Here is a 25,810-nt window from a genome sequence, read left to right on the forward strand (position 1 = left end):
CTAGGAATTTCAGGAATTCCCTATAAACACTCACACAAAAACCCCATTCCTTTGTCTCGGAATTAGTTCTTGTTCGGTTTCGCGATAAGAACAAATGTACAAAACTAGTTCCAAAAAAGTGAGCTATACAGAACTGATTTTTTATTTCGGGAAGTATAACTAAAAGGTTCTGTATTAGCGCACTTCACTTCCCGAAAAACAATACCGAGTACTCAAAAAAAGCAGGATAACCTGTGCCACTAGCTTTCGGAAAAAGATTCCGAACAGCCACAACTATGTTCAATTTTTAAATTTTAAATCAAATGAAAAAAATAATTTTCGCAACGCTTGTTGCTTTGTCTATCACTTTCGTTTCATGCACTAGTGATGCCGTTGAAGGAATTAAAAATACTTCTAATATGTCAAATCCACACAATGAAATGTTACTCACTCAAAAACCAGGTGACTCAACTGGTGGTCAAGGCGGTCAAACGCCTCCGCCAAAACCATAATTATATTAGATTAATTTTTCCTTTATAATTAAAATCAATACTTTCGGGAAATGATAGCTAAAAAACTACATTTCCCGATTTGTATTATTTGGATACTTTCCTTTCTAGTTTCTTGTCAAAATCAGAATGACAAAAAAATAGAAAACAAAGTGTATGATGCACTTATCGACAAAGCAAGTAATTACAATACAAATCAAAAATACGACAGTGCCTTTTACTATTATTACAAAGCAAAAGAAGCTTGCTCTACTAATGAAAAAGACAGAATAGCCTATGCCTTATTCAATTTAGCAAGCATCCAACAAAAACATTGTGATTTTGCCGAAAGCGAAGCTACCGCCACCAACATCATAGCTTTAAATCCATCCAAAAGTTACCTATATTGTACTTACAACTTATTAGGTCTTGGCTATTTAGAACAATACAATTACCCGAGTGCCATTAACTATTTCAACTTGGCTTCTAAAACAACTGTAAACCAATCGGAAAAATTGGTATACAATAACAACATAGCCTATGCGCTTTTAGAATTAAAAAAATATACTCAAGCGGAACAATTATTAACTAAAACGGTTCAAAACAAACTTCTTATTACTGATAAAACCAACTATGCAAGAGTGTTAGATAATCTTGGCTTTACCTATTTCAAAATGAACAATCCCAAAGCCATAGACTATTTAAAGCAATCATTTAAAATAAGAGACAGCCTCAAAAATGACTACGAACTCATCGCTTCATTCGTACACTTATCAGAATACTACCAAAAGTCCAATCAAGCATTGGCTAAAGAGTATGCTACTAAAGCCTATCAAGCAGCCACAAAAGCCAACAGTACTGACGACAGACTTGAAGCCTTAAAACTGTTAATCACCAATGCCAATGCCAACGAAATTAAAAGTCTAGCACTCAAACAAATTCATATTTCAGATAGTATTACTATAGTTAGACAAACCGCCAAAACACAATTTGCCAAAATAAAATATGATGCTTCACTAGCTCTGAAAGAAAGTGAAAACCAAAAAACACAAAAGCAATTGTATCTGTCACTTGCGGTTTTTATTACAATTCTTTCATTAGTACTCTTCATTGCCTTTCGCTCCAGAAACAAGCGAAAACTTCAAATTATTAGCTACGAAACCGAAACACGTATCGCTAAAAAATTACACGACGAATTAGCCAACGACGTATTCAATACTATGACATTTGCCGATACTCAAAACCTAACAGACCCTTCTAAAAAGGAACTGCTAGTTGAAAATCTTGACAAAATATACACACAAGCTCGAAACATATCAAGAGAAAACAATCAAATCGATACAGGCGAAAAATTTGAACAAATTCTTAAAGAAATGCTATCCGGTTATTCCAGCTCGCAAGTCAATGTCATCATCAATAAAACAAACACTATTGAGTGGCTCAAACTCAAAAAAGAAACCAAAATAACGATATACCGAACACTGCAAGAACTCATGGTCAACATGAAAAAACACAGCCAATGTTCACTAGTGCTTATTGGATTTGAAAATCTTAAAAACAACATAGAAATTAGCTACTCCGATAATGGAATTGGTTGTGCCGATGTGTTAAAATTCAAAAAAGGACTCCAAAATACGGAAAACCGTATTTTTACTATAAAAGGAAGCATTATTTTTGAATCAGAAAACAATAAAGGATTCAAAGCCAAAATAACTATTCCAAAATAAAAGTAACGTATCATGTTTAAAAAAGTACTAATAACAGAAGATTTCGACAGCATCAACCTAGCCGTAATGCAAGTATTAAGCGATATTGGTGTAACCGAAATTCATCATGCCAAATACTGTGATGATGCGCAACTCAAAATTAAAAAAGCCATCCTCGATAACGACCCTTTTGATCTTCTCATCTCCGATTTATCCTTTAAAACCGACCACCGAAAAGTAATCATAGAAAGCGGCGAACAACTAGTAGCATGGGCTAAAAAAGAACAACCCAATTTAAAAGTAATTGTTCATTCTGTTGAGGACAAATCCTTTTCTATAAAATCATTATTCGATAATTACAACATCAACGGATTTGTAGCCAAAGGCCGAAAAAGTATTGAACAACTTAAAACTGCCATCAACAACCTATACACTACCGATGCGCAATACATTTCACCCGAAATGGCGCACATTCTACAAGACAAAACCATCAATGAAATAGACGATTTCGACATCCAACTCATCAAGCAACTTGCCATTGGGGTACCTCAAGACAAAATGGATCTTAAATTCCAAGAACTGGGCATAACCCCCAACAGCAAAAGTACCATCGAAAAAAGAATCAGCAAACTAAAAGACTATTTCAAAGCGAACAATACCGTACATTTAATTGCCATTGCAAAAGATTTAGGGATTGCATAACCTCAATCATTTCAACACACTTTTGTCATTCCGACGCAGGAGGAATCTCAAAACTATTCTTTTCTCATAACTTTTTTTCTGTTTTTACCCTCATTTCGTGTGGTTTGCACGCAATGCAATGAGATGTAAGTGTATCAAAAACCTTCAACCTAATCAATCTTTCTCTTGCTTCTTCCATCTTTTTCTTAATCTTTCTCCCTTAATTACGGTTTCCCGTAAAAAAACCAACTTTTTCCATTTTATGTTTGCTTCACCAATTAAACGCCACACAAAATATCCACTAAACTTCGTGGCAAACCTCAGTTTGTCATGAAGTTTTTAACATAACACCAAAATCATCATGAAGAAACTATGGCTACTTTGTGCTCTCACTCTTTTATTGGCAGTATTCAAACTGCCCATTCATTACTATACCTTCCTTCGGATCATAATAACCGTCGGAGCCTTAGTCGCAGTCATCAACGAAATGAAAAGCGATGTAAACCTTTGGAGTATTGCATTCCTTATGATACTCATCATTTTCAATCCCATCATTCCAATATATTTATACCAAAAATCCATTTGGATTCCAATAGACATCAGCACCGCACTACTATTTTTAACTTACAGTTACAAAAACAACTTCCTAAAGCCATGACACAATACCTGATCCAATCCAGCAACATAACCTACATAGGCTACGACGAAGTCAACCAAGTACTCGAAATAGAATTCAAACTCAACGTCATCCACCAATATTTCGAAGTACCCTTATCCGAATTCATTGCCCTTATGAAATCAGAAAACACAGAAGAATTCTACCTCAACTTCATCCAATGCAAATACCATTTCGATACCTTTTAAAGGTTAAATCTTAAAACCTTTAGAAATGAATTTAATTAAATGGAAATTGGAAGCGATTTTCTTGACACAAGCATTAAGTTTTTTCCTATAATTCATTAGGAGTTTTCCTAGCAAAAATATATATTTGCTCAAAACCAATCGGATCTTTTGAGAAAAATAAAAAACACGTAAAACTACGGGTATATAGAAAAATCGATTGTATTAGATTTGAAAATTAATTGAAAATGCACACTTTTAACTTGCCTGTTACTCTTTAAAATCCTACTAAATTTGAATAAATTGAAAGACATTTTAAAGTATGAACCGTATTTGTTTTTTAAAATAAAATTAAAGTTGAAATAACATTATGCTCTTTGAATATCATAATATTATAAAATATAACATAACCTTTTTTTTTAACCATGAAGCACAGTCTCACCCAACTTAGTTTATTGATGGCTCTTAGCATCAGTACTCCTAAGCTATTTTCTCAAAAAGTACAATGGGAAAAAAGCTATGGCGGTAAACATTCCGATTATTTAATGGATGCCAAGCCCACACCCGATTACGGATTTATTTTAGCAGGGAGTTCGCTGTCTAAAAAGACAGGAAACAAAACTGAAGGAAATAATGGCGATTTGGATTATTGGATTTGGAAGATGAAAGAAAATGGCGATTTAGACTGGCAAAAGAATTTTGGTGGTTCGGGTAGTGATTTTTTGCAAAGCATTGCCCTTACTAAAGACGCAGGCTACATTTTAGCAGGAACCTCGAGTTCTAATAAAGGGTTTAATAAAGAAGCCGACTCCAAAGGTGGTGAAGATTTTTGGATTATTAAACTTACAGCCACCGGTTCTCAAGAATGGCAAAAAACTATTGGCGGTAGTGGTCAAGATAAATTGCAAAGCATTTTGCAAACAACAGATGGAGGCTATTTATTAGCAGGCTCTAGTAGTTCAGAACCTGTTGAAAAAAAGATCACAACCACCGATGAAAAAACGGCAAAGAGCTATGGTAATTTAGATTATTGGGTGGTAAAGATAGACTCTAAAGGGAAAATTGAATGGCAAGAAACCTATGGCGGACTGTATAGTGATGAGCTGCGTAGTGTAGCGCAAACCAAAGACGGTGGCTATATTTTAGGCGGCTATTCTAACTCTCCAGAATCTGGAACTAAAGCGGAAAACAATAAAGGTATTGGTGATTATTGGGTGGTCAAGATTGATAAAAAAGGAATTGTTGAGTGGCAAAAAACCATTGGTGGTGATCAAGACGACCAATTGTATGTAGTGTATCAAACCTATGATAAAGGCTTTGTATTGGGTGGCAACTCCAATTCACAAACCAGCAATGAGAAAAGCAAGAGTAATGAAAACGGCACTGATTTTTGGGTAGTAAAACTTGATGAAAACGGTAAAATGCTTTGGCAACAAACGTATAATTTTGGAAAGGTTGATGTACTGACTTCTTTGGTAGAAAATGAAGACCATACGCTATTATTAGGCGGATTTGCACAAGGAGAACTTACTCAAAAGGCAAAAGGGAACAGTCAGAAAGTAGCCCCAAAAATGAAAAAAGGGACCGATGATTTTATTGCGTTAAAAGTCAGTGAAACTGGAGAAGAGCTTTGGAGTAAAATAGTAGGTAGTGACGGTACTGATATTTTAAAGAAAGTGATTGAGACTAGAGATGGAGGGTATTTAATGACAGGAACTTCCAATGCAAAAGCCTCACGAGATAAAAATAGCGCCATAGGACAAAATGATTTCTGGGTGGTTAAACTTAAAGACGAACAAAAACCTGAAAAAGTCAAGCTAAACCTTGAAGCCTCGCCGAATCCGACGCAAGGGTATACCAATATAGTGATTGGGTATGAGTTTGACAACGGAACAGCCACCGTGGTAGATTTAGCAGGACGTGTATTGCAAACTTTTGAAATCACGAGTAAAACTGTGCCTGTAGATTTAAGTTCGGTTCCCGAAGGGATTTACATTGTGAACCTCAAAACCAACTACCAAGGCAAAGAAACCTCGGAGGGAGTTAAGATTATAAAAGGAATTACTAAGAATTAATGCGTTTAGATATGAAGATTAACTATATAATATTACTAGTCATTTTATTGAATTTCGGATTGGTGAGTGGGCAAAGTACTACTTCAAGTCCAACAAATAATAATGTTGCTTTGCCAAATTTCACTCCACCATCACCTCATTCTTTTGAGATGACCAAATACGGTGACATTCCTGTTAATGAATTTACAGGGATGATTAATGCTAATATCCCGATTTATGAATACAAAGCAGGAAATTTGAGTCTACCAATTTTTTTAGAATATTCTGGGGGTGGAGTCAAAGTTGACCAATCTTGCACTTGGACAGGAATAAATTGGGTGCTTCGATCAGGGGGTGTCATTACAAGAACAATAAATGATTTAGCGGATGAATTGTACGGTCAGTCTAATAGAATTGTCTTAAATAATATTCCAGCTAATTCAGGAGAAGATGGTACGGCAGCAGCCAATAACATTGTTAATATTATTGAAAATCCGATGTTTGATAGTGAAGCCGATATTTTTAGTTTCAACTTTAATGGTTATTCAGGTAGTTTCTTTTTAGACAATAATTTTCAACCTACATTAGTAAAAAATGATTCAGAATTAAAAATAACTATAGTCGGAACTTTATTAAATAATCAGGAGTTTATTATTACTACACCCGATGGTGTAAAATATTATTTCGGAGGCGCAGATGCTATTGAAACTGAAGTAGGAACGAGTGAAAATCCATGTTCTTCTTGCGGTGTAGCTACAGCGTATTATTTGACGAAAATTGAACATCCAGTGAATGGAACAATTTTATTTGGATATGATGCAGGAGTTGGCGCAATAAATACAATTGCTAAATCAAGGAATTATGGCATTATGACATACACGACTCAGACTAATTACGATTGTAGTCCACCACCACCAGCATCTGAAAAAACAGAAGAAATTGTTGTTACAACAAGACAAGGTGGTAGCAAATATTTAAATAAAATATATAGTCCTAACACTCCATCTTATGTTGATTTTATATCAGAAAATAAGAATTTAGGAAATTCTCATAAAATATTAAACAAAATAAATATCCAAAATGGATCATCGATTATAAAAGAAGTTGATTTCGAGTATTTAGGATCTGATCAGTCTAGTTCTTTTAGTAAACGGTTCTTCTTAAGTAAAGTATCAATAAACAAGAATATTGCAATTATTAATGGTTTACAAAATAAATTTGAAGAGTACAGTCTCGTTTATGATGATTTAGAAGGTTTACCAGATAGATTGTCATATGCTCAGGATTATTATGGATATTATAATGGTGAAGAAGATAATATTTCTTCATTACCACAATTGAATATTAATACTTTTAATAATTCTAACTACAATTACTTAGCAGCAAACAGGAAGCCTAATTTTCAATATGCAAAAAAAGGAACCTTAAAGAAAATTATATATCCAACGAAAGGGTTTACTGAGTTTGAATATGAAGGAATACCAGTTAAAGAAAAAGTGTATACTCATTACACGGGTAATGCAATACTTAATACTACAGGAGCTGATTTAACAAATAATCATGTGCCAAGATATGACGTTGATTTTGAGCATTGGTATAATTTAGACCCAATTTTTGAAGATCAGTTAGTAAATATTGAAGTTGTTTTATCAAGAGATAGTATTTGTGCATTACCAAATCATAATTTAAAGACAAGACTAATAATTGAAGATTTATCTTCTCAAAGTAGCCAAACTAATGTTACAACTTTTGATCAACAAATAGGTTATCAAGGAGGAACAGCAATATTTCCGTTTACATTCCTAAAAAACAAAAGCTATAGAGTTAGTGTGATTTTTCTAAACACAACTTCCAATTGTACCTCTTCACCACTAAATGTTAGATTTAATTTCGATTTATTTACAAGTTATAGAGTGGTAGATGGCAAAGGTGTTAGGGTCAAAAGAGTTATTGATAAAACCGCTCCTGATGTAGTTGCAACTGTAAAGAGATATTATTATGTTCCCGTCAATAAAGTAAATACATATTTAAATCCAGAAAATGTTCCATTTGAATCTATACCAAGATTATTAACTTATGGGATGTCAAATTATCGTGGTAAACATAAATCAAGTGAAAATCCTGATGCAACTTGTGTTGTCAATTTTTGGACTGATCAAGCGTATTACACTTATATTAATTCAAATGCAGTACAAAATTCATTTTCTGCAACAGATGGAACTGCTTATCCATTTGTAACAATTAGTTACGGAGGAGATGATTTCGAAAATGGAGGAACACAAAAAATTTATAACAAAATTGTTTCCGACATTGGAAATAAGTTAAGCCCATTAACAGCACCTCAATATCCAACAGATATTTCAACAAATAGATTTTATAATAAATTAAACAATGAAAATGTAATTAGTGGAGATTTAGTTCAACAAATTGATTTCGAAAAACGTGGCACTAGGTATTACAAGAAAAAACAAAAAGATTATGATTATGAGAATATTAATCAAATAGTTAACAAATCATACGTTAATGTAGTAGGTAGAAAAGTATTTGAAGTACTAGAATTTTATGGAGTTAATGATCCAATGATGATTTCTTCTAATTATTACATCAAGGCATATCTTACCAAATCATTTAATACTAAACTAAATTCTATTACTGAAAGTGATTATTTCAGTCAATGTGAGATGCCTGATTATGATTATGATTTTTATGGATTGGAACAGGAGCTAACCTTCAATTTTTCGGATTACCCAGATCCTAATAATGTAAAGAAAGTAATTACAACCCAAAGTAACACCTATGGTACCTTACGTGGTCTCCCAATTGAAACTACAGTAACGACAAGTGATAATGCTAGAATCTTAAAAACTAAAAATTATTATCCAACTGATGCTAGTTCTTTAAGTGGTTTGACTAGCGGTCAAATTCATGATTACACTGCTTTAGTGAATCAAAATTGTATTGGTACCCCTATTCAAGTTCAAAAATATGAAAACAACGATTTGCTTTCTACCCAACGCATTTTATATAAATCTTGGAACAATAATACGCAGATACTTCCAGAAATTATTCAAACCACTAAAGGGAATAATCCTTTGGAAGACAGAGTTGTTTTTTCTGAATATGATGTAAAGGGCAATCCTACTGTTGTTTCATTAAAGGACGGTACTAAAACCAAATATTTTTACAATAACCTTAATCAAGTGGTCGCTAAGGTGGAAAATTATTCTACAGCATTAAATATGTCTGCGTCACCCAATTTGAGTAATGCTTGTGCTTTTATTACACAATACCCACAAGCCGTAATTTCGGTTTATAATTATGATGCTGTCACTAATCAGATTGTGAGTATTGTGGCGCCTAATTGTAAAACAATGTATTATGTGTATGATGCGTTGCACCAACTACAAGCAATTAAAGATAATGATGGCAATATTGTACAAGAGTTTGAACACAACTATAAACCACAAAACTAACAGTCATGAAAAAGTTATTATATATTTTAGTTTTGTTTCCAATATTGGCTATTGGACAAACTCAAAGTGAAAATTACACCAAAGTCACTACATATAAAAAACCAACAACCACTTCAATTTCGAATCCTGCTGATACTGATGCCACAGTTCAAGTAACCTATTATGATGGATTGGGAAGACCTATTCAGACTATTGCAGGCAAACAATCTAATGACGGTAAAGATATCATTACCCACATGGAATACGACCAATTTGGTAGACAAGCCAAAGAGTATTTACCCTATGTTAGTAGAAGTGGTACTTTGGAATTTGATATTGATGGGCTAAATAATACTTTAAATTACGCAGATGGCACCTCAACAGGACTTGTACCCACCGATTATAATGGACAAAATCCTTACAGTCAAAAGTTTTTTGAAGCTTCACCACTTGCTAGAGTATTAAAGCAAGCGGCACCCGGAGCTTCTTGGATTGGGCATGATACCGATGATGATGATCATACGGTTAAGTTTGATTATCAAACCAATAATTCTAGTGAGGTTAAAATGTTTAATGTTACCCTTACTTGGAATTCGGCTACCAATCTTTATGATATCGCTTTAGTAGATAATGGCTATTATTTAGAAAACAAATTGTATAAAACCATTACCAAAGATGAGAATTGGGTTCAAGCTGATGGGGTAAATAATACTACCGAAGAATTTAAAGATGTTCAGGGTAGAGTACTTTTAAAGCGAACGTATAATAACAGTGTAGCTCATGAAACCTATTATGTTTACGATAGTTATGGTAATCTTACGTATGTGATTCCACCTAAAGTTAATTTGGCTCAAGGCATTTCGCAAGCTATTTTGGATGGATTGTGTTATCAATACCAATACGACTATCGTAATCGTTTGGTAGAAAAAAAGCTACCGGGTAAGCAATGGGAATATATAGTTTATGATAAACTAGATCGAGTTGTAGCCACAGGTCCTGCCTTTACTCCTTTTGGAGGAACCAATACAGGATGGTTAATTACTAAATATGATGTATATGGAAGAGTAGCCTATACAGCATGGTTGCCAAATGATAATTTTAACAGTAGTAATAGAGCTATTTATCAAAGTGATTACGATCATAACAATTCTATACTCTATGAAACTAATACGCGCTCTAATGTTGATTCGGTTGAGAATTTTTATTCCAGTGCTGTTACACCGACCTCACGTTATAAATTGTTAACTATAAATTATTATGATGATTATAGTTTTTTAGGTTCAACAGCAACACTACCTCAAAGTGTTTTTGGAGAACCCGTTTTAACCAATACCAAAGGCATGGCTATGGGCAGTTGGGTTAGAGTGTTGACTGATGCCAATGAAACAGGTGCCATTCTATCGTATTTGCTTTATGATAATAAAGCCAGAACAGTTGCAACTTATAGCCAAAACTATTTGGGTGGATTTACTAATACACAATCGAAATACAATTTTGCGGGACAAGTATTAAAAACTCAGACGCAGCATAAAAGAGATGATGGTTCTAATCTATTAACCGTTCTTGAAGAATTTGAATATACCACACAAGGAAGAGTATTAAACCATTTTCACACTGTTAATGGCGGTGTTAAAGAACTGTTGTCTCATAATGTGTATGATGAATTAGGCAAACTCATCAGTAAAAATGTTGGAGGTACCGATGTGGTTAACCTCACGGGTTTACAAAAAGTAGATTACGCCTACAATATAAGAGGTTGGTTAAAGAACATCAATGATTTACGTAATTTAAATGTTTCCAACGAACCAAAAGATTTGTTTGCTTTTAAAATCAATTATGATGAAGTAGACAATGATATTTCAGGAAGTGTAAAAGCACTTTTTAACGGCAATATATCAGAAACGTATTGGAGAACCAGTAGTGATAATGTAAAACGTAAATACGGTTATCAATATGACAATTTAAACCGTTTAACTAATTCGTTCTATCAAAAACCAGATGCTCCAGTTAGTTTGACTAACAGTTATAACGAAAGCATGAGTTATGATAAAAACGGAAATATCATGAGTTTGCAACGCAATGGTGCCTTAGACGACCAACAACAAACGCTACAAATTGATAATTTAACCTATACATACCCTACGGATTCCAATCAACTAGCGAAGGTGACCGATGCCACTATTGACCCTAATGGGTTTGCTGATGATACAGCAACTGATCCGACAGATGCTAATGATGATTATAAATATGATGGTAATGGTAACATGGAAAATGATGAAAACAAAGGCATTGAAAAAATTACATATAATCATTTGAACTTACCTACTGAAATAGATTTTGGAGCCAAAGGAATAATTCATTACTTTTACGATGCAACCGGAAGAAAATTGCGAAAAGTAGTTACTGATACTATTCATGGAGAAATACTAACCGATTATTTGGATGGATTTCAGTATAAAAATAAAGGGTTGCAGTTTTTCCCTACGGCTGAAGGATATGTGAATATCTCTCATATTAGATACAAAAATGATAAATTTGAGGTCATCCCAATAGAAACCGAAGAGGATGTGTTTAATTATGTGTACAATTACACCGACCATTTGGGTAATATCCGAGTGAGTTATGGTATCGACCCAAGTGACGGCGTTCTTAAAGTTATTGAAGAAAACCATTATTACCCTTTTGGACTGAAGCATAGTAATTATAATAGTGATATTAAAGCCTATGTCAAAGAAGAACAGGAAATGAAAATGAAAACGATTCCTTCGGGGAGTAGTTCTCTATTGACGAGCTATAATTATAAATACCAAGGTCAAGAACGGCAAGACGAGTTGGGGCTTAACTGGGATAGCTTTAAGTTTAGAAATTATGACTATACTACAGGTAGGTTTATGAGCATTGACCCATTGGCTGAGAAATATAGTTATCAATCTCTATACAATTTTTGTGAAAACAGAGTACTTGAAGCCCGAGAACTTGAAGGATTAGAGGCATTCTATATACATGGAACAGAATCATCACCAAATAGATGGACAGAAAAATCAGTTAAAACAATTATGCAACTAACTAATAACAAAACATCTAATACTGGTTTTTCGTGGGAGGACAGAAGTGGAATAACAAATAACTCCAATGATAGATACGAAGCTGCAAAGTCATTAGTTGATTACATTATTGCAAACAGAATCAAGGGAGAAGGAATTACATTAATTGGTCATAGTCATGGAGGAAATGTTGCAATACAGGCTGCCAAAATGTTTTATGAAAAAACTGGTGAAAGAATTGATATTATAGCTATTGCAACACCTGCATATAATACTCCAAAAGATTCAAAACCTTTAATGGAAGACCCAAATACACAATTAGGACACAAAGCGATAAGAAATTTTTTAAGCTTATCTAATACTATAGATGGTGTGCAAGGAGGACTTGCGGGTAGTAATCATTTTAATGAGCTTGGTGGTGATGGTACTTATACAAGAAATGCTGGAGTAATAGATGTTTCAAAATTTTACAATTCGTATGAATTCTTAGATGCACATTCATTTGATGTAGAGCATCCAAGTACTATTCAAGATGCTATAGATAAAGGTGATATAAAAAGACCTGAATATCACGGTTCAGCTGGTTCGGCTGATGATCCAAAAAACAGAATAGAAACTAAAGAATAGAAATTATGCTTTACAAAAAATTAAAAAGCAAAGAGAGTTTATACTTATATCTTATAATATATATCTTATTTATTATTCGATATTTTATTTTAAAAATTCCCTTGGGATATGGGATAGGTGATTTAATATACATTATTCTATTTTCTTGTTTTTTGACATGTTCCTTAATTATTATTTTTAAAGTTGAGAACAAAAAAATCCTTTTAGTAACCTCAATTTTAAATATTATGATGTCTATATATATATTATTAATGATGTATGTATTTATAGGAATAGAGAGATAATTTCAACCCCGATAGCGCGGATATATCCACAATAGATAGCGCGGATTTACAATCCGTGCCCACAAAGAAGATAAAAAACTACATCTACAATGGTGTAGATTTTTTTATATTTGATAACTAATGTATACGCCGATGTCAACCAAGTACAAAGCCACTACTACAGAGGAAGCCTATTTTATACCCGACCGCGCGGATATACCTCACAATAGATAGCGCGGATTTACAATCCGTGACCACAAAGAATATAAAAAAACTACATCTACAATGGTGTAGTTTTTTTATATTTGATAATTAATTTATACGCCAATGTCAACTAAGTACAAAGCCACTAATAAAGATGAAGTCTATTTGATTGTAAAATACGCAGGTCTATTTTAATGATGTAAACATAGGAAAACCTAAAATAATAATAAAACATAAAAATAAACCCCTCGTGATTGAGGGGTTTTTAATTAGATACCGACAAATTCGGTCGCCTTAACTGAAATTGCTTTTTCAAGTTTTACATTTAAACCATTACATACGGTTTGCATATCTATAAAGCCTTGGTCAGAGCTTTTATTTGGATGCCATAACGTTGTGTTTGGTAACAGGTATATTTTCGTTTGACCAGTAAAATTCCACCGATCTCTGTAACCAAGTTGAAGCAAAGCAGCTTTTACTTCTGGATTTTTAGCATCAACATCATAAGATATTAATATATTGCCAACAGTTGTTCCCATATATTTATTGTTTAAAGAGTTAACAACAAATAAACAACAAAAATAATTATCTAAACTACGTATAAATACTTGTTTTTCAACAAACTATTGAAGCAAACGTTTCTTCTTGGTTTCAGATTCATCAGAGGTAATAACTCCTTTCTCTTTTAGATTATGAAGTTTCTCCAATTCATCGGCGATATTTATTTTTTTTACTGTTTTGGTGGTTGTATACAGTTACATTGGTTGAATTTCTATGGGAGTTTTCTTTTTACCAGTAAACACCATAATAAGGAATAAAACCAATCCACCAATAGGCGTAATAATAAAAGAAGCTACAATACTAACTATTATTGCAAAAAATATTCTCATGCGATTAATTTATTTTGATACACCCGATAGCGCAGATATGTCCCACAATAGATAGCGCGGATTTGCAATCCTTGCCTACAAAGAATATAAAAAAACTACATCCACAATGGTGTAGTTTTTTATATTTGATAACTAATGTATACGCCAATGTCAACCAAGTACAAAGCCACTACTACAGAGGAAGTCTATTTTATAACTATTACTACCGTTGGATGGATTGAGGTTCATTGTGGGCATAGATTACATACACTGACCGAACTGAAAAACTAAATTTGCACTATTGTGTAAGTAAAAGCCTGACATCTTGCATCTTTTGTCTATTCTCTTTTATCTATTTTCTATCATTACGGTTTCCCGTAAGGAATTCATTTTTAATCGTTTTAAGTTTGAAATCTAAAACTATTAATCATGGAACTAAACAACCAACTAAAATCATTAGCCGATAAAATCAATCAGCTTAAAGATAAAATAGAAACCGAAGAATCTACTAAACACGCCTTTGTCCTGCCGTTTATAAACATCCTAGGCTACGACACCTTCGACCCTACCGAAGTAGTGCCCGAATTCACCGCCGACCTCGGACTCAAAAAAGGTGAAAAAGTAGATTATGCTATCATTCAAAACAATGAACCCATTCTTATCATCGAATGTAAAAACTGGAAAGAAAACCTTTCGGTTCATGGCTCACAATTGTTCCGCTATTTTCACGTGTCCAAAACCCGATTTGCACTGCTAACCAACGGAATCGTATACCAATTCTTTACCGACCTCGACGAAAAAAACAAAATGGACCAAAAGCCATTTCTAGAGTTTGATATCACCAACCTAAAAGACAATGTCATCAACGAAATTGCCAAATTCCACAAATCAAGCTTCGACGTCAACAACATTGTCAACAATGCTAGTTCGTTAAAATACATTCAAGAAATTAGAAAACAAATCAACAACGAACTCACCAATCCATCCAACGAGTTTGTTAAATTATTTGCTAATAAAGTGTACGCTGGCAGACTAACCGAAAAAGTAATGGAAGAATTCAAAGACCTCGTCCAAAAAGGATTCAGCCAATTTGTAAGCGAAAAAATCAACGACCGCCTCAATGCCGCACTCAACAAAGAAGCCAAACAACAAGAAGAAGAACAGGTAGAAATCACAGACGAAACCAAAGTACTAACCACTGACGAAGAACTAGAAGGATACCGAATAGTTGTTGCCATTCTACGTCGCACACTCCCAACCCATCGCATAGTATCCCGAGACACCCAATCTTATTTCGGAATCCTTCTTGACGACAACAACCGGAAACCCCTATGCCGATTACACCTCAACAGTGGTAAAAAGTACCTCGGTCTCTTCAACAACAACAAAACCGAAAACCGCCAACCCATAAACAGTATTGATGAGATTTATTCTTTTGAAAAAGAATTGTTGGAAACGGTCAAATTGTATGAGGTAGAATAAATTATAGAACTAATGGGAATACGATTTTTAAAAAGAGTCAACCTAGGGAAAGGCTTGGGTTTTAATATTAGTAAATCTGGTATTACTCCTAGTTTAAGAACTAAATCAGGCTCAATAAGCACAAAGGGATTTTCAATTAAAACTGGTATACCAGGAATTACATATCAAAAAAAGGTTAGTAGGAGTAAATCGAGCGGTTGTATGGTAATTGTCATAATTTCCATATCAATTATAATAATTCAAAAATTAATCAATTAAACATGAAAACAATTACATTAATAATTATGGTGTTTACTATTGGATTCAATGGAAACAAAACAAAAACAAAAATTTCATCTCATTATGATTGCTTTACAACAATTAATGATGGAAGATGTACTGGTTCAGCTTATTGTTCAGCATGTAGTAATTGTTCTAGATGTGCTCATTGTTCTAATGGTGGAACTTGTGGAGTTTGTAGTGGATCTAACTCAAATAGTTTTTATTCGACACCAAAAACTAAAGCAAGAAAAAGGACAAACTCCACAATTTATTATAAGCCAGTTAGTGAGGTTAAAGAGTATTACGTAAATGAAGTGATCATTACCCATAAAGAATCTATTAATTTAAGAGAATTACCAAATACAAAATCTAAAATCATCGAAAAGATAAGTTATGGTAAAAGTGTTGTTTTTATTGAAAAAACTGGAGAATGGTCAAGAGTAAAGGTTCAAGAAACAGGAAGTGTTGGATATGTGTTTTCTAATTTATTAAACTTTTAAAATCATGAATAAAACCACCATGACAATTGAACTAAAAAGCCACTTTATAAGACTTTATCAGATGGCTTTATCAGATGAGAATTTTGACACACTTGAACTTCAAATGCTTTATAATTTGGCAGATGAAAGAGGAATTCCAAGAGAGGAATTAGACAAACTTTTTTTAAATCCGGTTAATTATCAATCATGTATTCCAGATGAACTGGACACAAGAATTGAATACCTATATGATCTAACTTTAATAATATGGGCTGATAGCAAGATTACTGAAGATGAAATAAATACCTTAAGAAAGTATTGTTTAAAATTTGGTTTTCTTGAAGAAAACATTAATGAATTGTCAGATTATTTGATTGATTGTGTGAAAAAAGGGATAAGAAAAGAAGAAATTATTAATCAATTAAATTCTTGATTTATGAAGTCATTAAAAGAGTTATTCAGCGTAAAAACAATCAACGAAATCATTTCAAAGCCAACAGAAATAGAAAATGAAGATAGAGAACAAATAAGAATTACTTATTACCAAAGTGGCTTTGCCGCTTCTGTAAAGGCTACAGGAAAACCAATTGTTTTAAAAACTTGTTTACAAAATCTTTATAGTAGTTTTGAGAATCAATGTAGAAAACAAAAAGAAGAACAAGAAAGACTCAAACAACCTTACAAGGAAGAACAAGAAAGGTATCGAATTGAACTTAAAAAGTATGAAACAGGTTTGTCTATTCACGAAAAGAAAGAAGAAGATTTAAATAAAAACATTGAAGATTTAAGGCAAGAAATAGTTGAGGTTAGAAAAAATCCAGATAAATATATCGATGGAATTAAAGGACTAAGCGCTCAATTTTATATCGGTATTGTTTTATTGATTCCAATAACATTGTATCTTCTTGTTTTTTATGTTTCAGCTTCGTATTCGGCTTTTTTTAAAGAGTTCTCAGATAATAGCTTAACCGCTGCCATTTTTGACAAAGATGCTTTCAATAACTCATTCAAAGATAGTTGGCTTGAAGGAACTTTAGTAATTACAATCCCTTTTGTCTTTATGGGATTAGGTTATATAATACATATGGTTCAAAAAGGTAGAGGAGTAAAAAATACAGTCAGGTTAATTTTGCTTTTTCTATTAACGTTCTTATTTGATGGGTTATTAGCGTATCAGATTGAGAAAAAGATTTACGATTTTAATAAGACTCCTGATTCTCCTTTATACAACCTAAGAATAGCATTAGGAGAAGCAGAATTTTGGATGATTATTTTTGCTGGTTTTGTTGTGTATGTTATTTGGGGATTAGTTTTTGATTTTGTTATGAAAGAACATGAAAAATTAGATGCAATAAAAGTATATGTTCGCTCCAAAAATGAAGAAATTAAGAATATTGAAAAACAATTAGTAAAAGTTGTGCAACTGGTAAATGATTTTAAAAATAAAGTAATAGAAGAAAATGGCAAAATATCAGTTTTACAATCTAAAATAGATGGTTTCGTCTTTCCTGTTAAGGAATATTTAAACTATCATAATCAATACAAAGAAGGTTGGTTTCAAGCTATTGGGACTGAAATAGCTCTTGCAAAAAATTCAAAGGAAGAACTCTTGAATGAATGTGATGAAATTGCGAACGAGCATTTGAAATCATTAGACTTAATAAATCCAGATTTTCAACATTTGGTATACTCTAAAAATTAAGATCATGAAAGATATAGTAAAGATAGTTTTTACTTTAATAATGTTTTCTCTTTTGTTTTCGTGTAAAAATGAAGATGAAAAAGAAGAAGTAAAGGCAACAATGGATAGCTCTGCTAGTGAAACATTAAAAAACAAAAAAGATGAAAATTACAATATTAGTATTTTAATTGACCTATCAGACAGAATAAGCACAACAAAATACCCAAACCCTACGATGGAATACTATAAAAGAGATTTGGGACACATTAAGTCAATATCAGAAGCATTTTCAAACCATATAAAGGATAAAAGAATTAGAATTATGAATGATAATATTCAAGTTTTTTTTAATCCAAATCCATTAAATCCTGAAATAAATGATATTTCAAAAAAGTTGAAAATTAAGGTTGATAGAAATAATGCGACCAAGGAATTTATCAATACTATTAATGATGTTTATATGAATCAGACATCTAAAATATACTCATTAGCTCTTAAGGACAACAACTATATTGGTTCCGATATTTGGAACTTTTTTCAGAATGATGTTAATGATTATTGCATTGAAAAGGATCATAGAAATATACTTATAATTCTAACAGATGGCTATGTTTTTTATAAAAATAATAATTTCAAAGAAGGTAATCAATCAACATATTTAACTCCAGAATTAATCCGTTCTTATTCTTTGAATAATAAAAATTGGAATGAAACTATGAAATCAAAAAAGATTGGCTATCTAGGAACAAATAACGATTTGTCAAATCTTGAAATTTTGGTTTTAGGTATAAATCCAGATAAAAAAAATCCTTATGAAGGAAAAGTGATCAAAGAATTTTGGAGCAATTGGTTTAAAGATATGAATGTAAGACGGTTTGAAATTAAAGAAACAGATTTGCCAAGTAATATGGATAAAGTGATTAAAGAATTTATAACTTCTAAATAATTTATAACTATGGCTAATGTATCTTAAAACACATGTATCCTAATGTCAATACTAATTTAAGAGCTAAATTCCCCAAAAATGAAGTATGGAAAATTACCCCCAAGACAGAAGAGGAAGTCAAACTTATATTCCTGATTTTGTTGTTGAGAGAAAAATAAACAAAAATTCCTGTTGAGGTAAAATGCACCTGTAAAGCTACACTGGCTGATATAAATTAATTAAACAGATATAGCAAAAGTTTAGCTGGTCCAAATGTTTCAATTCAACTAAAAATTTTAGTATATTCATCAGGAGCAGATACCGCTTTAGTTCCAAATAATATTGAAATAATGTTTTTAAGAAATTTCAAATGTCAATAAAATAATTAAAGAAAAAACACTCCGAAGAGTGTTTTTTTTATACAAAAAAAGTCCCACCGAAGCAGGACTAAAGATTTTCATCTACGGCATATAGCCTTATTGTGAAAAGATTAAAGATTAGAATTGTTTTAATCTGTAACAAATGTAGGAATAAAATAATTACAAGTAAATGCGGAAAACCGTAAAACAAAGAATTATTTTTTATTTATCTTTAGAAATTGATTTTAATACGGCACAGATTATGGCAAAAATTTTAGGTTTAGATTTAGGGACAAACAGTATTGGATGGGCAATAGTTGATGACAAACAGAATAAAATTCTTGGTATTGGAAGTAGAATATTTCCAATGGGCGTTGAAAATCTTGGTGATGGTGATAATGAAATGTCTAAAAATGCAAGCCGTACTGGTGCAAGAGGTGTAAGAAGACAATTTTTTAGAAGAAGATTACGGAAAAAAGTATTACTAAAATCACTTTCTGAAAATAAAATGTGTCCAATGGTGGCTGCAGATTTTGACGATTGGAAAAAGACCAAACAATTTCCTTCAGAAAAATTAGCTACTTGGTTTGCCTTAAATCCATACGAATTACGACAAAAAGCTTTACATGAAAAACTTTCGTTGGAACAAATAGGAAGAATATTTTATCATTTAATACAACGTAGAGGTTTTTTAAGCAATAGCAGAAAAGGTGGTAGTGATGATGGTGCTATCTTTAAAGGAAATGCTAAAGAAGGTAAAATTGGTATTGATGATACATTAGAAAGTATTGAAGGTAAAACATTAGGTTCTTACTTATATGAAATCTATCCAAAAGAAAACCAACCCTTTCAAGATGATTTGGAAAGAATTAGAAATCGATACACTACTCGTAAAATGTATGTTGATGAATTTGAAGTGATATGGAACAAACAAAGTCAATTTCATTCCGTTTTAAATGACCATTTAAAAGAGTTGTTTGGTGGTAGAAAGCAAGATGGTTATGCAGCAGATGGAATCTTATTTCATCAACGCCCTTTGCGTTCACAAAAGCATTTAGTAGGGAATTGTTCTTTTGAACCTAGCAAAACAAAATGTCCTATAAGTGCTATTCCTGTGGAGTTATTTCGAATATACCAATGGGTAAATACTGTTGAATACAATGGAAATAAAATTACTCAGGATGAAAAAAGTAAGTTGATCGAACAGTTACTGTCACATGATAAAATTGAATTTAAGAAATTAAGAAAGGCTATCGGAAAAGAAAGTGCAGAGTTTAAGTTTAATTATAAAGACGACGATAAGATAGTTGGCACACATACTATTTCAAATTTATCCAATAAAAAGTACTTTGGTAAACAATGGTTTGACTTCACAGAGAAAGAACAAGAAGACATTTGGCATGTACTTTATTTTTTTGATAGTAAATCTAATGTTAAAGAATATGCTTTATCAAAATGGAACTTTACAGAAGAACAAGCGGAAGCTATTTCTAAATTTAACGTAAAAGATGGTTATGCTAGTTTGAGTAGAAAAGCTATAGGTAATATATTGCCTTTTTTACAACAAGGCTATACTTATGATGTGGCTGTAGTAATGGCAGGTATTAAAAATGTTTTTGGTAATACATGGCAAAATGATACTGCTCAAAACAATCAAAAGCAATTAGATGTAATTGATAATGTTCATGACATTGTTAGATCTAAAATATCGGGTGGTTTTATAGATACTATTAAAAAATTGTTGCGTAAAGAATTTGGTTTGAATGATAAACAATTGAAAAAAATGTATCATCATTCGGCTACTATAGATGTAAAAGAATTGCTCGAGAAATTGCCTATTGGTAAAGAAGCAGATAAAGAAATTCAAGCTATAAGAAACCCTATTGTTATTACTGCCTTGTTTGAGTTGAGAAAATTAGTAAATGAATTAATTGACGAACACGGACAATTGGACGAAATTAAAGTAGAAATGGCGCGTGATTTAAAAATATCTAAATCACAACGTAACAAAATTAGAAGAGACCAAAAACGATTAGAGCGTGAAAATGATAGAGTAAAAGCAGAGGTTGAAAAATATATTAAAGTTACTAACGATAACATTTTAAAGTTCAAACTTTGGGAAGAGTGTAAACAAACTTGTCCTTATACAGGAGTTGCTATTCCTATAAATAAACTCTTTACTGGTGAAATACAAATAGAACATATTCATCCTTGGAGTCGTTCGCTTAATGATAGCTTTAATAATAAAACCTTATGTTGGGCTGACGAAAACAGAAGAAAAGGAGATAAAACACCATTTGAGTTTTATGGAAGTGATGAGTCTAATTGGTCAGCTATCAAAGAGCGTGCTTTGAAATTGTTTTCAGATACTCGAGAATATCCAAACGCTTATCAAAAATTTAAAAGATTTGTACAGATAAAATTTGATGACGACTTTTCATCAAGACAATTGAATGATACACGATACATTAGTAAAGAAGCAAAAGAATATTTATCGCAAATATGTAGCAAAGTAACTGTTTCACCTGGACAAATGACGGCTAATTTGCGCCAAAAGTGGGGATTGAACACGGTATTAAATGATGAAAATGCCAAAACACGCGAAGACCATCGCCATCATGCTATTGACGCTTTGGTTATGGCATGTGGTAAAACAAGCTATTTGCAAGAATTGTCCAAATGGAATCGATACAATAGAAATTATGATTTAAAAGAGTTCCCAATGCCATGGGAAACGTTTCGATTTGATGCCGAAAAAGCAGTCGATAAAATATTAATTTCTCACAAACGAATTAGCAATACTATAACCGTAAGGACACACACCACAGAAAAAAACGGAGTGAAATATAAAAATGTAGGTGTTGCTGCAAGAGGACAATTGCATAAAGAAACTGTTTTTGGAAAAAGAGATTTTAATGGAGAAGAAGCCTACCATGTTAGAAAAGCTATTGATAGTTTGACTACTGAAAAGCAACTAGACAAAGTAGTAGATGAATCTATAAGAATGATTATTCTAAAAAGAATACAAGAATTAGGTGGATTTGTAAAAGGAACAATACCAGCAAGCACTTTTTTTATTGTTGATGAAAACGGAATAAAACAACCCCAAATATTCTTGCCAAACAAAAATGGTGCTCCAGTGCCCATTTTAAAAATAAGAATGAAAGAAAACATTGGTGGAGCAGTACAATTAAAAGATAATGTAAACCAATGGGTAAATCCAAGAAATAACCATCATGTATTGATTTATAAAGATGATAAAGAAAATTTAAAAGAAGAAATAGCTACTTTTTGGACTGTTGTAGAACGAAAAAGACAAGGATTACCAGTTTACCAATTACCAATAGATGGTATAGAGATTGTCACTACACTGCACATAAATGATATGTTTTTGTTAGGGCCAAAGGAAGAAGAAATCAATTGGGATAATCCAGATTATGATGTTTTGAATGAAAATTTATTTAGAGTTCAGAAATTATCATCTACTGATTATTCTTTTAGATTTCATAAAGCGTCAAGTGTTGATAAAAAAAATGAAGAAATTAGAATTAAAAGTTTAAAAGGATTGATATCAAATAATCCTGTAAAAGTGAAAATATCAGTATCAGGAAAAATTCAAAAAGTATAACTTTACAAATGTTCTTTGACATAAAACGATAGTCTTAAACAGCCAAACCACAACTGGAAGTTATGGCATCTGACTTGCAAAAGATGCAGGAACTTACCGTTGTGGTTTGATTAAAGATTAGAGAACACGATATTTATTTAATTCCGAAATAAGTCAACACCGCGTTGTGGATTGATTAAAGATTAGAAAACACGATATTTAATGTGAGTAATAAAATAGATCCTACTCCGTTGTGGATTGATTAAAGATTAGAAAACACGATATTCTTTTACTTTTTTTCCTAGATAGTTAACCTGTTGTGGATTGATTAAAGATTAGAAAACACGATATTTGTCGGTTTATTTCCTCTCTTGCGCTTGCCGTTGTGGGTTGATTAAAGATTAGAAAACACGATATTATTTTTCATCTCTCCAAATACCATCGTAATGTTGTGGGTTGATTAAAGATTAGAAAACACGATATTACTAAATCTTTTGAAACAAAGTACAAAGGAGTTGTGGGTTGATTAAAGATTAGAAAACACGATATTTTTGACAAGAAGTACATTTTTGTTCTACATGTTGTGGGTTGATTAAAGATTAGAAAACACGATATTTATTACTTTAAATTTTGTTGATATTACTATGTTGTGGGTTGATTAAAGATTAGAAAACACGATATTAGAAGCTACAGATACAGAAGAAGCGCCAACGTTGTGGGTTGATTAAAGATTAGAAAACACGATATTAGTTGTTCCGTAAGTATTTGAATTTACTATGTTGTGGGTTGATTAAAGATTAGAAAACACGATATTAGGCTTTTTTTAGCAGTGAAGCCATAGCGTGTTGTGGGTTGATTAAAGATTAGAAAACACGATATTTGGTATTTATAAACATACGCCAGCAAATGGGTTGTGGGTTGATTAAAGATTAGAAAACACGATATTCTGTAATTATGGTCAAAACCACTCAAAGGTGTTGTGGGTTGATTAAAGATTAGAAAACACAATATTCTTGTTTAGTTCCCCATTGTCCCCAATTACGTTGTGGATTGATTAAAGATTAGAAAACACAATATTTGCGCTTAAATAAACTGCCGAACCCTCTGTGTTGTGGATTGATTAAAGATTAGAAAACACAATATTTAAGCACTTGAGTAAAAACGCCCTTGTCTTGTTGTGGATTGATTAAAGATTAGAAAACACAATATTCCACAACAGTATGTAATGCACCAGATAATGTTGTGGATTGATTAAAGATTAGAAAACACAATATTGCGGAAGAGTATAGATTCATTAACCAACTCGTTGTGGATTGATTAAAGATTAGAAAACACAATATTTTATTAAAATTTATTTTTTAAGATATTTATGTTGTGGATTGATTAAAGATTAGAAAACACAATATTCAATATTTCTCCATTATCTAATTTTATGTAGTTGTGGATTGATTAAAGATTAGAAAACACAATATTGTCGTATTATCGAATAGCTCGATACCCAAAGTTGTGGATTGATTAAAGATTAGAAAACACAATATTTGGTTTAGATGCTGATTTAGTTCCTAAAAGGTTGTGGATTGATTAAAGATTAGAAAACACAATATTTACCGAGCAACAACACGAAATCGTTAAACAGTTGTGGATTGATTAAAGATTAGAAAACACAATATTTTCTGAAAATGGAGGTTTATACTGCACTTTGTTGTGGATTGATTAAAGATTAGAAAACACAATATTATCTTCAACAATATTTTTATAATGGTAATGTTGTGGATTGATTAAAGATTAGAAAACACAATATTAGGATAAAAAAAATGCCTCCGTATGTACTTGTTGTGGATTGATTAAAGATTAGAAAACACAATATTATGAAATTCTACATCATATCCTCTTAATTCGTTGTGGATTGATTAAAGATTAGAAAACACAATATTTAAAATGAACTGTTATTTCTGTACCTCCGTGTTGTGGATTGATTAAAGATTAGAAAACACAATATTAACTGTTTCTAAACCGTTACGATAAAATCTGTTGTGGATTGATTAAAGATTAGAAAACACAATATTAGCATTTGAACTATAACCTAAATCTTCACTGTTGTGGATTGATTAAAGATTAGAAAACACAATATTTGAATATAATTGGTATTATACAAATATTGGTTGTGGATTGATTAAAGATTAGAAAACACAATATTTGATTCATATTAATAACTTTATCAATACTGTTGTGGATTGATTAAAGATTAGAAAACACAATATTTCCATAATTTATATAATGCAAAAGTCCCACGTTGTGGATTGATTAAAGATTAGAAAACACAATATTAGCTAACTACTTGTTAGACTTCAAAATGGTGTTGTGGATTGATTAAAGATTAGAAAACACAATATTAGGTTCGTCTCCAAAAAATCTATAAATGCAGTTGTGGATTGATTAAAGATTAGAAAACACAATATTAAGTGAAAGAGACATTAAACCATCCGTGCCGTTGTGGATTGATTAAAGATTAGAAAACACAATATTTATTAATCAATGTATTCATAATTTTGCGGTGTTGTGGATTGATTAAAGATTAGAAAACACAATATTTGCAATTTTCTTCTTATGTAAGTTTAAAGCGTTGTGGATTGATTAAAGATTAGAAAACACAATATTAATTACTTTTTCACATAAAACATTATATCCGTTGTGGATTGATTAAAGATTAGAAAACACAATATTAATGTTTTCTTGATATATTTGCGTAGTGTTGTTGTGGATTGATTAAAGATTAGAAAACACAATATTAATGTTTTCTTGATATATT

General features: G+C 32.0%; 17 protein-coding genes and 1 CRISPR repeat array. Of the genes, 15 read left to right on the plus strand and 2 right to left on the minus strand.

The window, feature by feature from the left end; translation table 11 throughout:
• Positions 1-302 precede the first annotated feature (302 nt).
• The 8 genes from ACODSI_RS11935 to ACODSI_RS11970 all read left to right on the plus strand — a co-directional run bounded on the left by ACODSI_RS11935 (position 303) and on the right by ACODSI_RS11970 (position 12,871).
• Positions 303-491 (plus strand): hypothetical protein, encoded by a 189-nt coding sequence (locus tag ACODSI_RS11935; protein ID WP_488917081.1) that lies wholly within the window; start codon positions 303-305, stop codon positions 489-491.
• A gap of 50 nt (positions 492-541) precedes the next feature.
• Positions 542-2,194, plus strand: coding sequence for a tetratricopeptide repeat-containing sensor histidine kinase (locus ACODSI_RS11940; RefSeq protein WP_488917082.1), 1,653 nt, complete (start codon positions 542-544; stop codon positions 2,192-2,194).
• A gap of 12 nt (positions 2,195-2,206) precedes the next feature.
• On the plus strand, positions 2,207-2,875 hold the full coding sequence (locus ACODSI_RS11945; RefSeq protein ID WP_488917083.1) for a response regulator: 669 nt from the start codon (positions 2,207-2,209) through the stop codon (positions 2,873-2,875).
• A 340-nt stretch (positions 2,876-3,215) separates the two neighbouring features.
• Entirely contained in the window at positions 3,216-3,512 is a 297-nt protein-coding gene (locus ACODSI_RS11950; protein ID WP_488917084.1) for a DUF6804 family protein, read from the plus strand.
• Complete coding sequence (locus ACODSI_RS11955; RefSeq protein ID WP_488917085.1) at positions 3,509-3,718, plus strand: KTSC domain-containing protein; 210 nt, start codon at positions 3,509-3,511, stop codon at positions 3,716-3,718. Before ACODSI_RS11950 ends, ACODSI_RS11955 begins: the two co-directional genes overlap by 4 nt.
• Before the next feature lie 401 nt (positions 3,719-4,119).
• Positions 4,120-5,769, plus strand: a complete 1,650-nt coding sequence (locus ACODSI_RS11960) for a T9SS type A sorting domain-containing protein (RefSeq protein WP_488917086.1) — start codon at positions 4,120-4,122, stop codon at positions 5,767-5,769.
• An 11-nt stretch (positions 5,770-5,780) separates the two neighbouring features.
• A complete protein-coding gene (locus tag ACODSI_RS11965; protein ID WP_488917087.1) occupies positions 5,781-9,221 on the plus strand; it encodes an RHS repeat domain-containing protein in 3,441 nt (1,146 codons plus the stop codon).
• 5 nt (positions 9,222-9,226) lie between these two features.
• On the plus strand, positions 9,227-12,871 hold the full coding sequence (locus ACODSI_RS11970; RefSeq protein WP_488917088.1) for a DUF6443 domain-containing protein: 3,645 nt from the start codon (positions 9,227-9,229) through the stop codon (positions 12,869-12,871).
• Positions 12,872-13,607: 736 nt separating this feature from the next.
• On the opposite strand, the gene ACODSI_RS11975 is transcribed toward ACODSI_RS11970, so the two are convergent.
• Positions 13,608-13,877, minus strand: a complete 270-nt coding sequence (locus ACODSI_RS11975) for a hypothetical protein (protein ID WP_488917089.1) — start codon at positions 13,875-13,877, stop codon at positions 13,608-13,610.
• Positions 13,878-14,093: 216 nt separating this feature from the next.
• Positions 14,094-14,228, minus strand: coding sequence for a hypothetical protein (locus tag ACODSI_RS11980; RefSeq protein ID WP_488917090.1), 135 nt, complete (start codon positions 14,226-14,228; stop codon positions 14,094-14,096).
• 147 nt (positions 14,229-14,375) lie between these two features.
• Between ACODSI_RS11980 and ACODSI_RS11985 the strand changes: the two genes are divergently transcribed.
• From ACODSI_RS11985 to cas9, 7 genes are all read left to right on the plus strand, one after another.
• Entirely contained in the window at positions 14,376-14,498 is a 123-nt protein-coding gene (locus ACODSI_RS11985) for a hypothetical protein (protein WP_488917091.1), read from the plus strand.
• A 138-nt stretch (positions 14,499-14,636) separates the two neighbouring features.
• Positions 14,637-15,689, plus strand: coding sequence for a type I restriction endonuclease (locus ACODSI_RS11990; RefSeq protein WP_488917092.1), 1,053 nt, complete (start codon positions 14,637-14,639; stop codon positions 15,687-15,689).
• Between the two features lie 260 nt (positions 15,690-15,949).
• Positions 15,950-16,450 (plus strand): SH3 domain-containing protein, encoded by a 501-nt coding sequence (locus ACODSI_RS11995; protein WP_488917093.1) that lies wholly within the window; start codon positions 15,950-15,952, stop codon positions 16,448-16,450.
• A 4-nt stretch (positions 16,451-16,454) separates the two neighbouring features.
• Complete coding sequence (locus ACODSI_RS12000) at positions 16,455-16,862, plus strand: hypothetical protein (protein ID WP_488917094.1); 408 nt, start codon at positions 16,455-16,457, stop codon at positions 16,860-16,862.
• A 3-nt stretch (positions 16,863-16,865) separates the two neighbouring features.
• Entirely contained in the window at positions 16,866-18,131 is a 1,266-nt protein-coding gene (locus ACODSI_RS12005; RefSeq protein ID WP_488917095.1) for an ABC transporter permease, read from the plus strand.
• 4 nt (positions 18,132-18,135) lie between these two features.
• Entirely contained in the window at positions 18,136-19,056 is a 921-nt protein-coding gene (locus tag ACODSI_RS12010; protein ID WP_488917096.1) for a hypothetical protein, read from the plus strand.
• A 600-nt stretch (positions 19,057-19,656) separates the two neighbouring features.
• Positions 19,657-23,022: a type II CRISPR RNA-guided endonuclease Cas9 gene (gene cas9 / locus ACODSI_RS12015; protein ID WP_488917097.1), complete on the plus strand. Its 3,366-nt coding sequence runs from the start codon at positions 19,657-19,659 to the stop codon at positions 23,020-23,022.
• 98 nt (positions 23,023-23,120) lie between these two features.
• Positions 23,121-25,791: direct repeats of the CRISPR family, unit length 36 nt; unit sequence GTTGTGGATTGATTAAAGATTAGAAAACACAATATT.
• Positions 25,792-25,810 lie beyond the last annotated feature (19 nt).

The sequence above is a fragment of the Flavobacterium sp. FG139 genome, assembly GCF_057809695.1.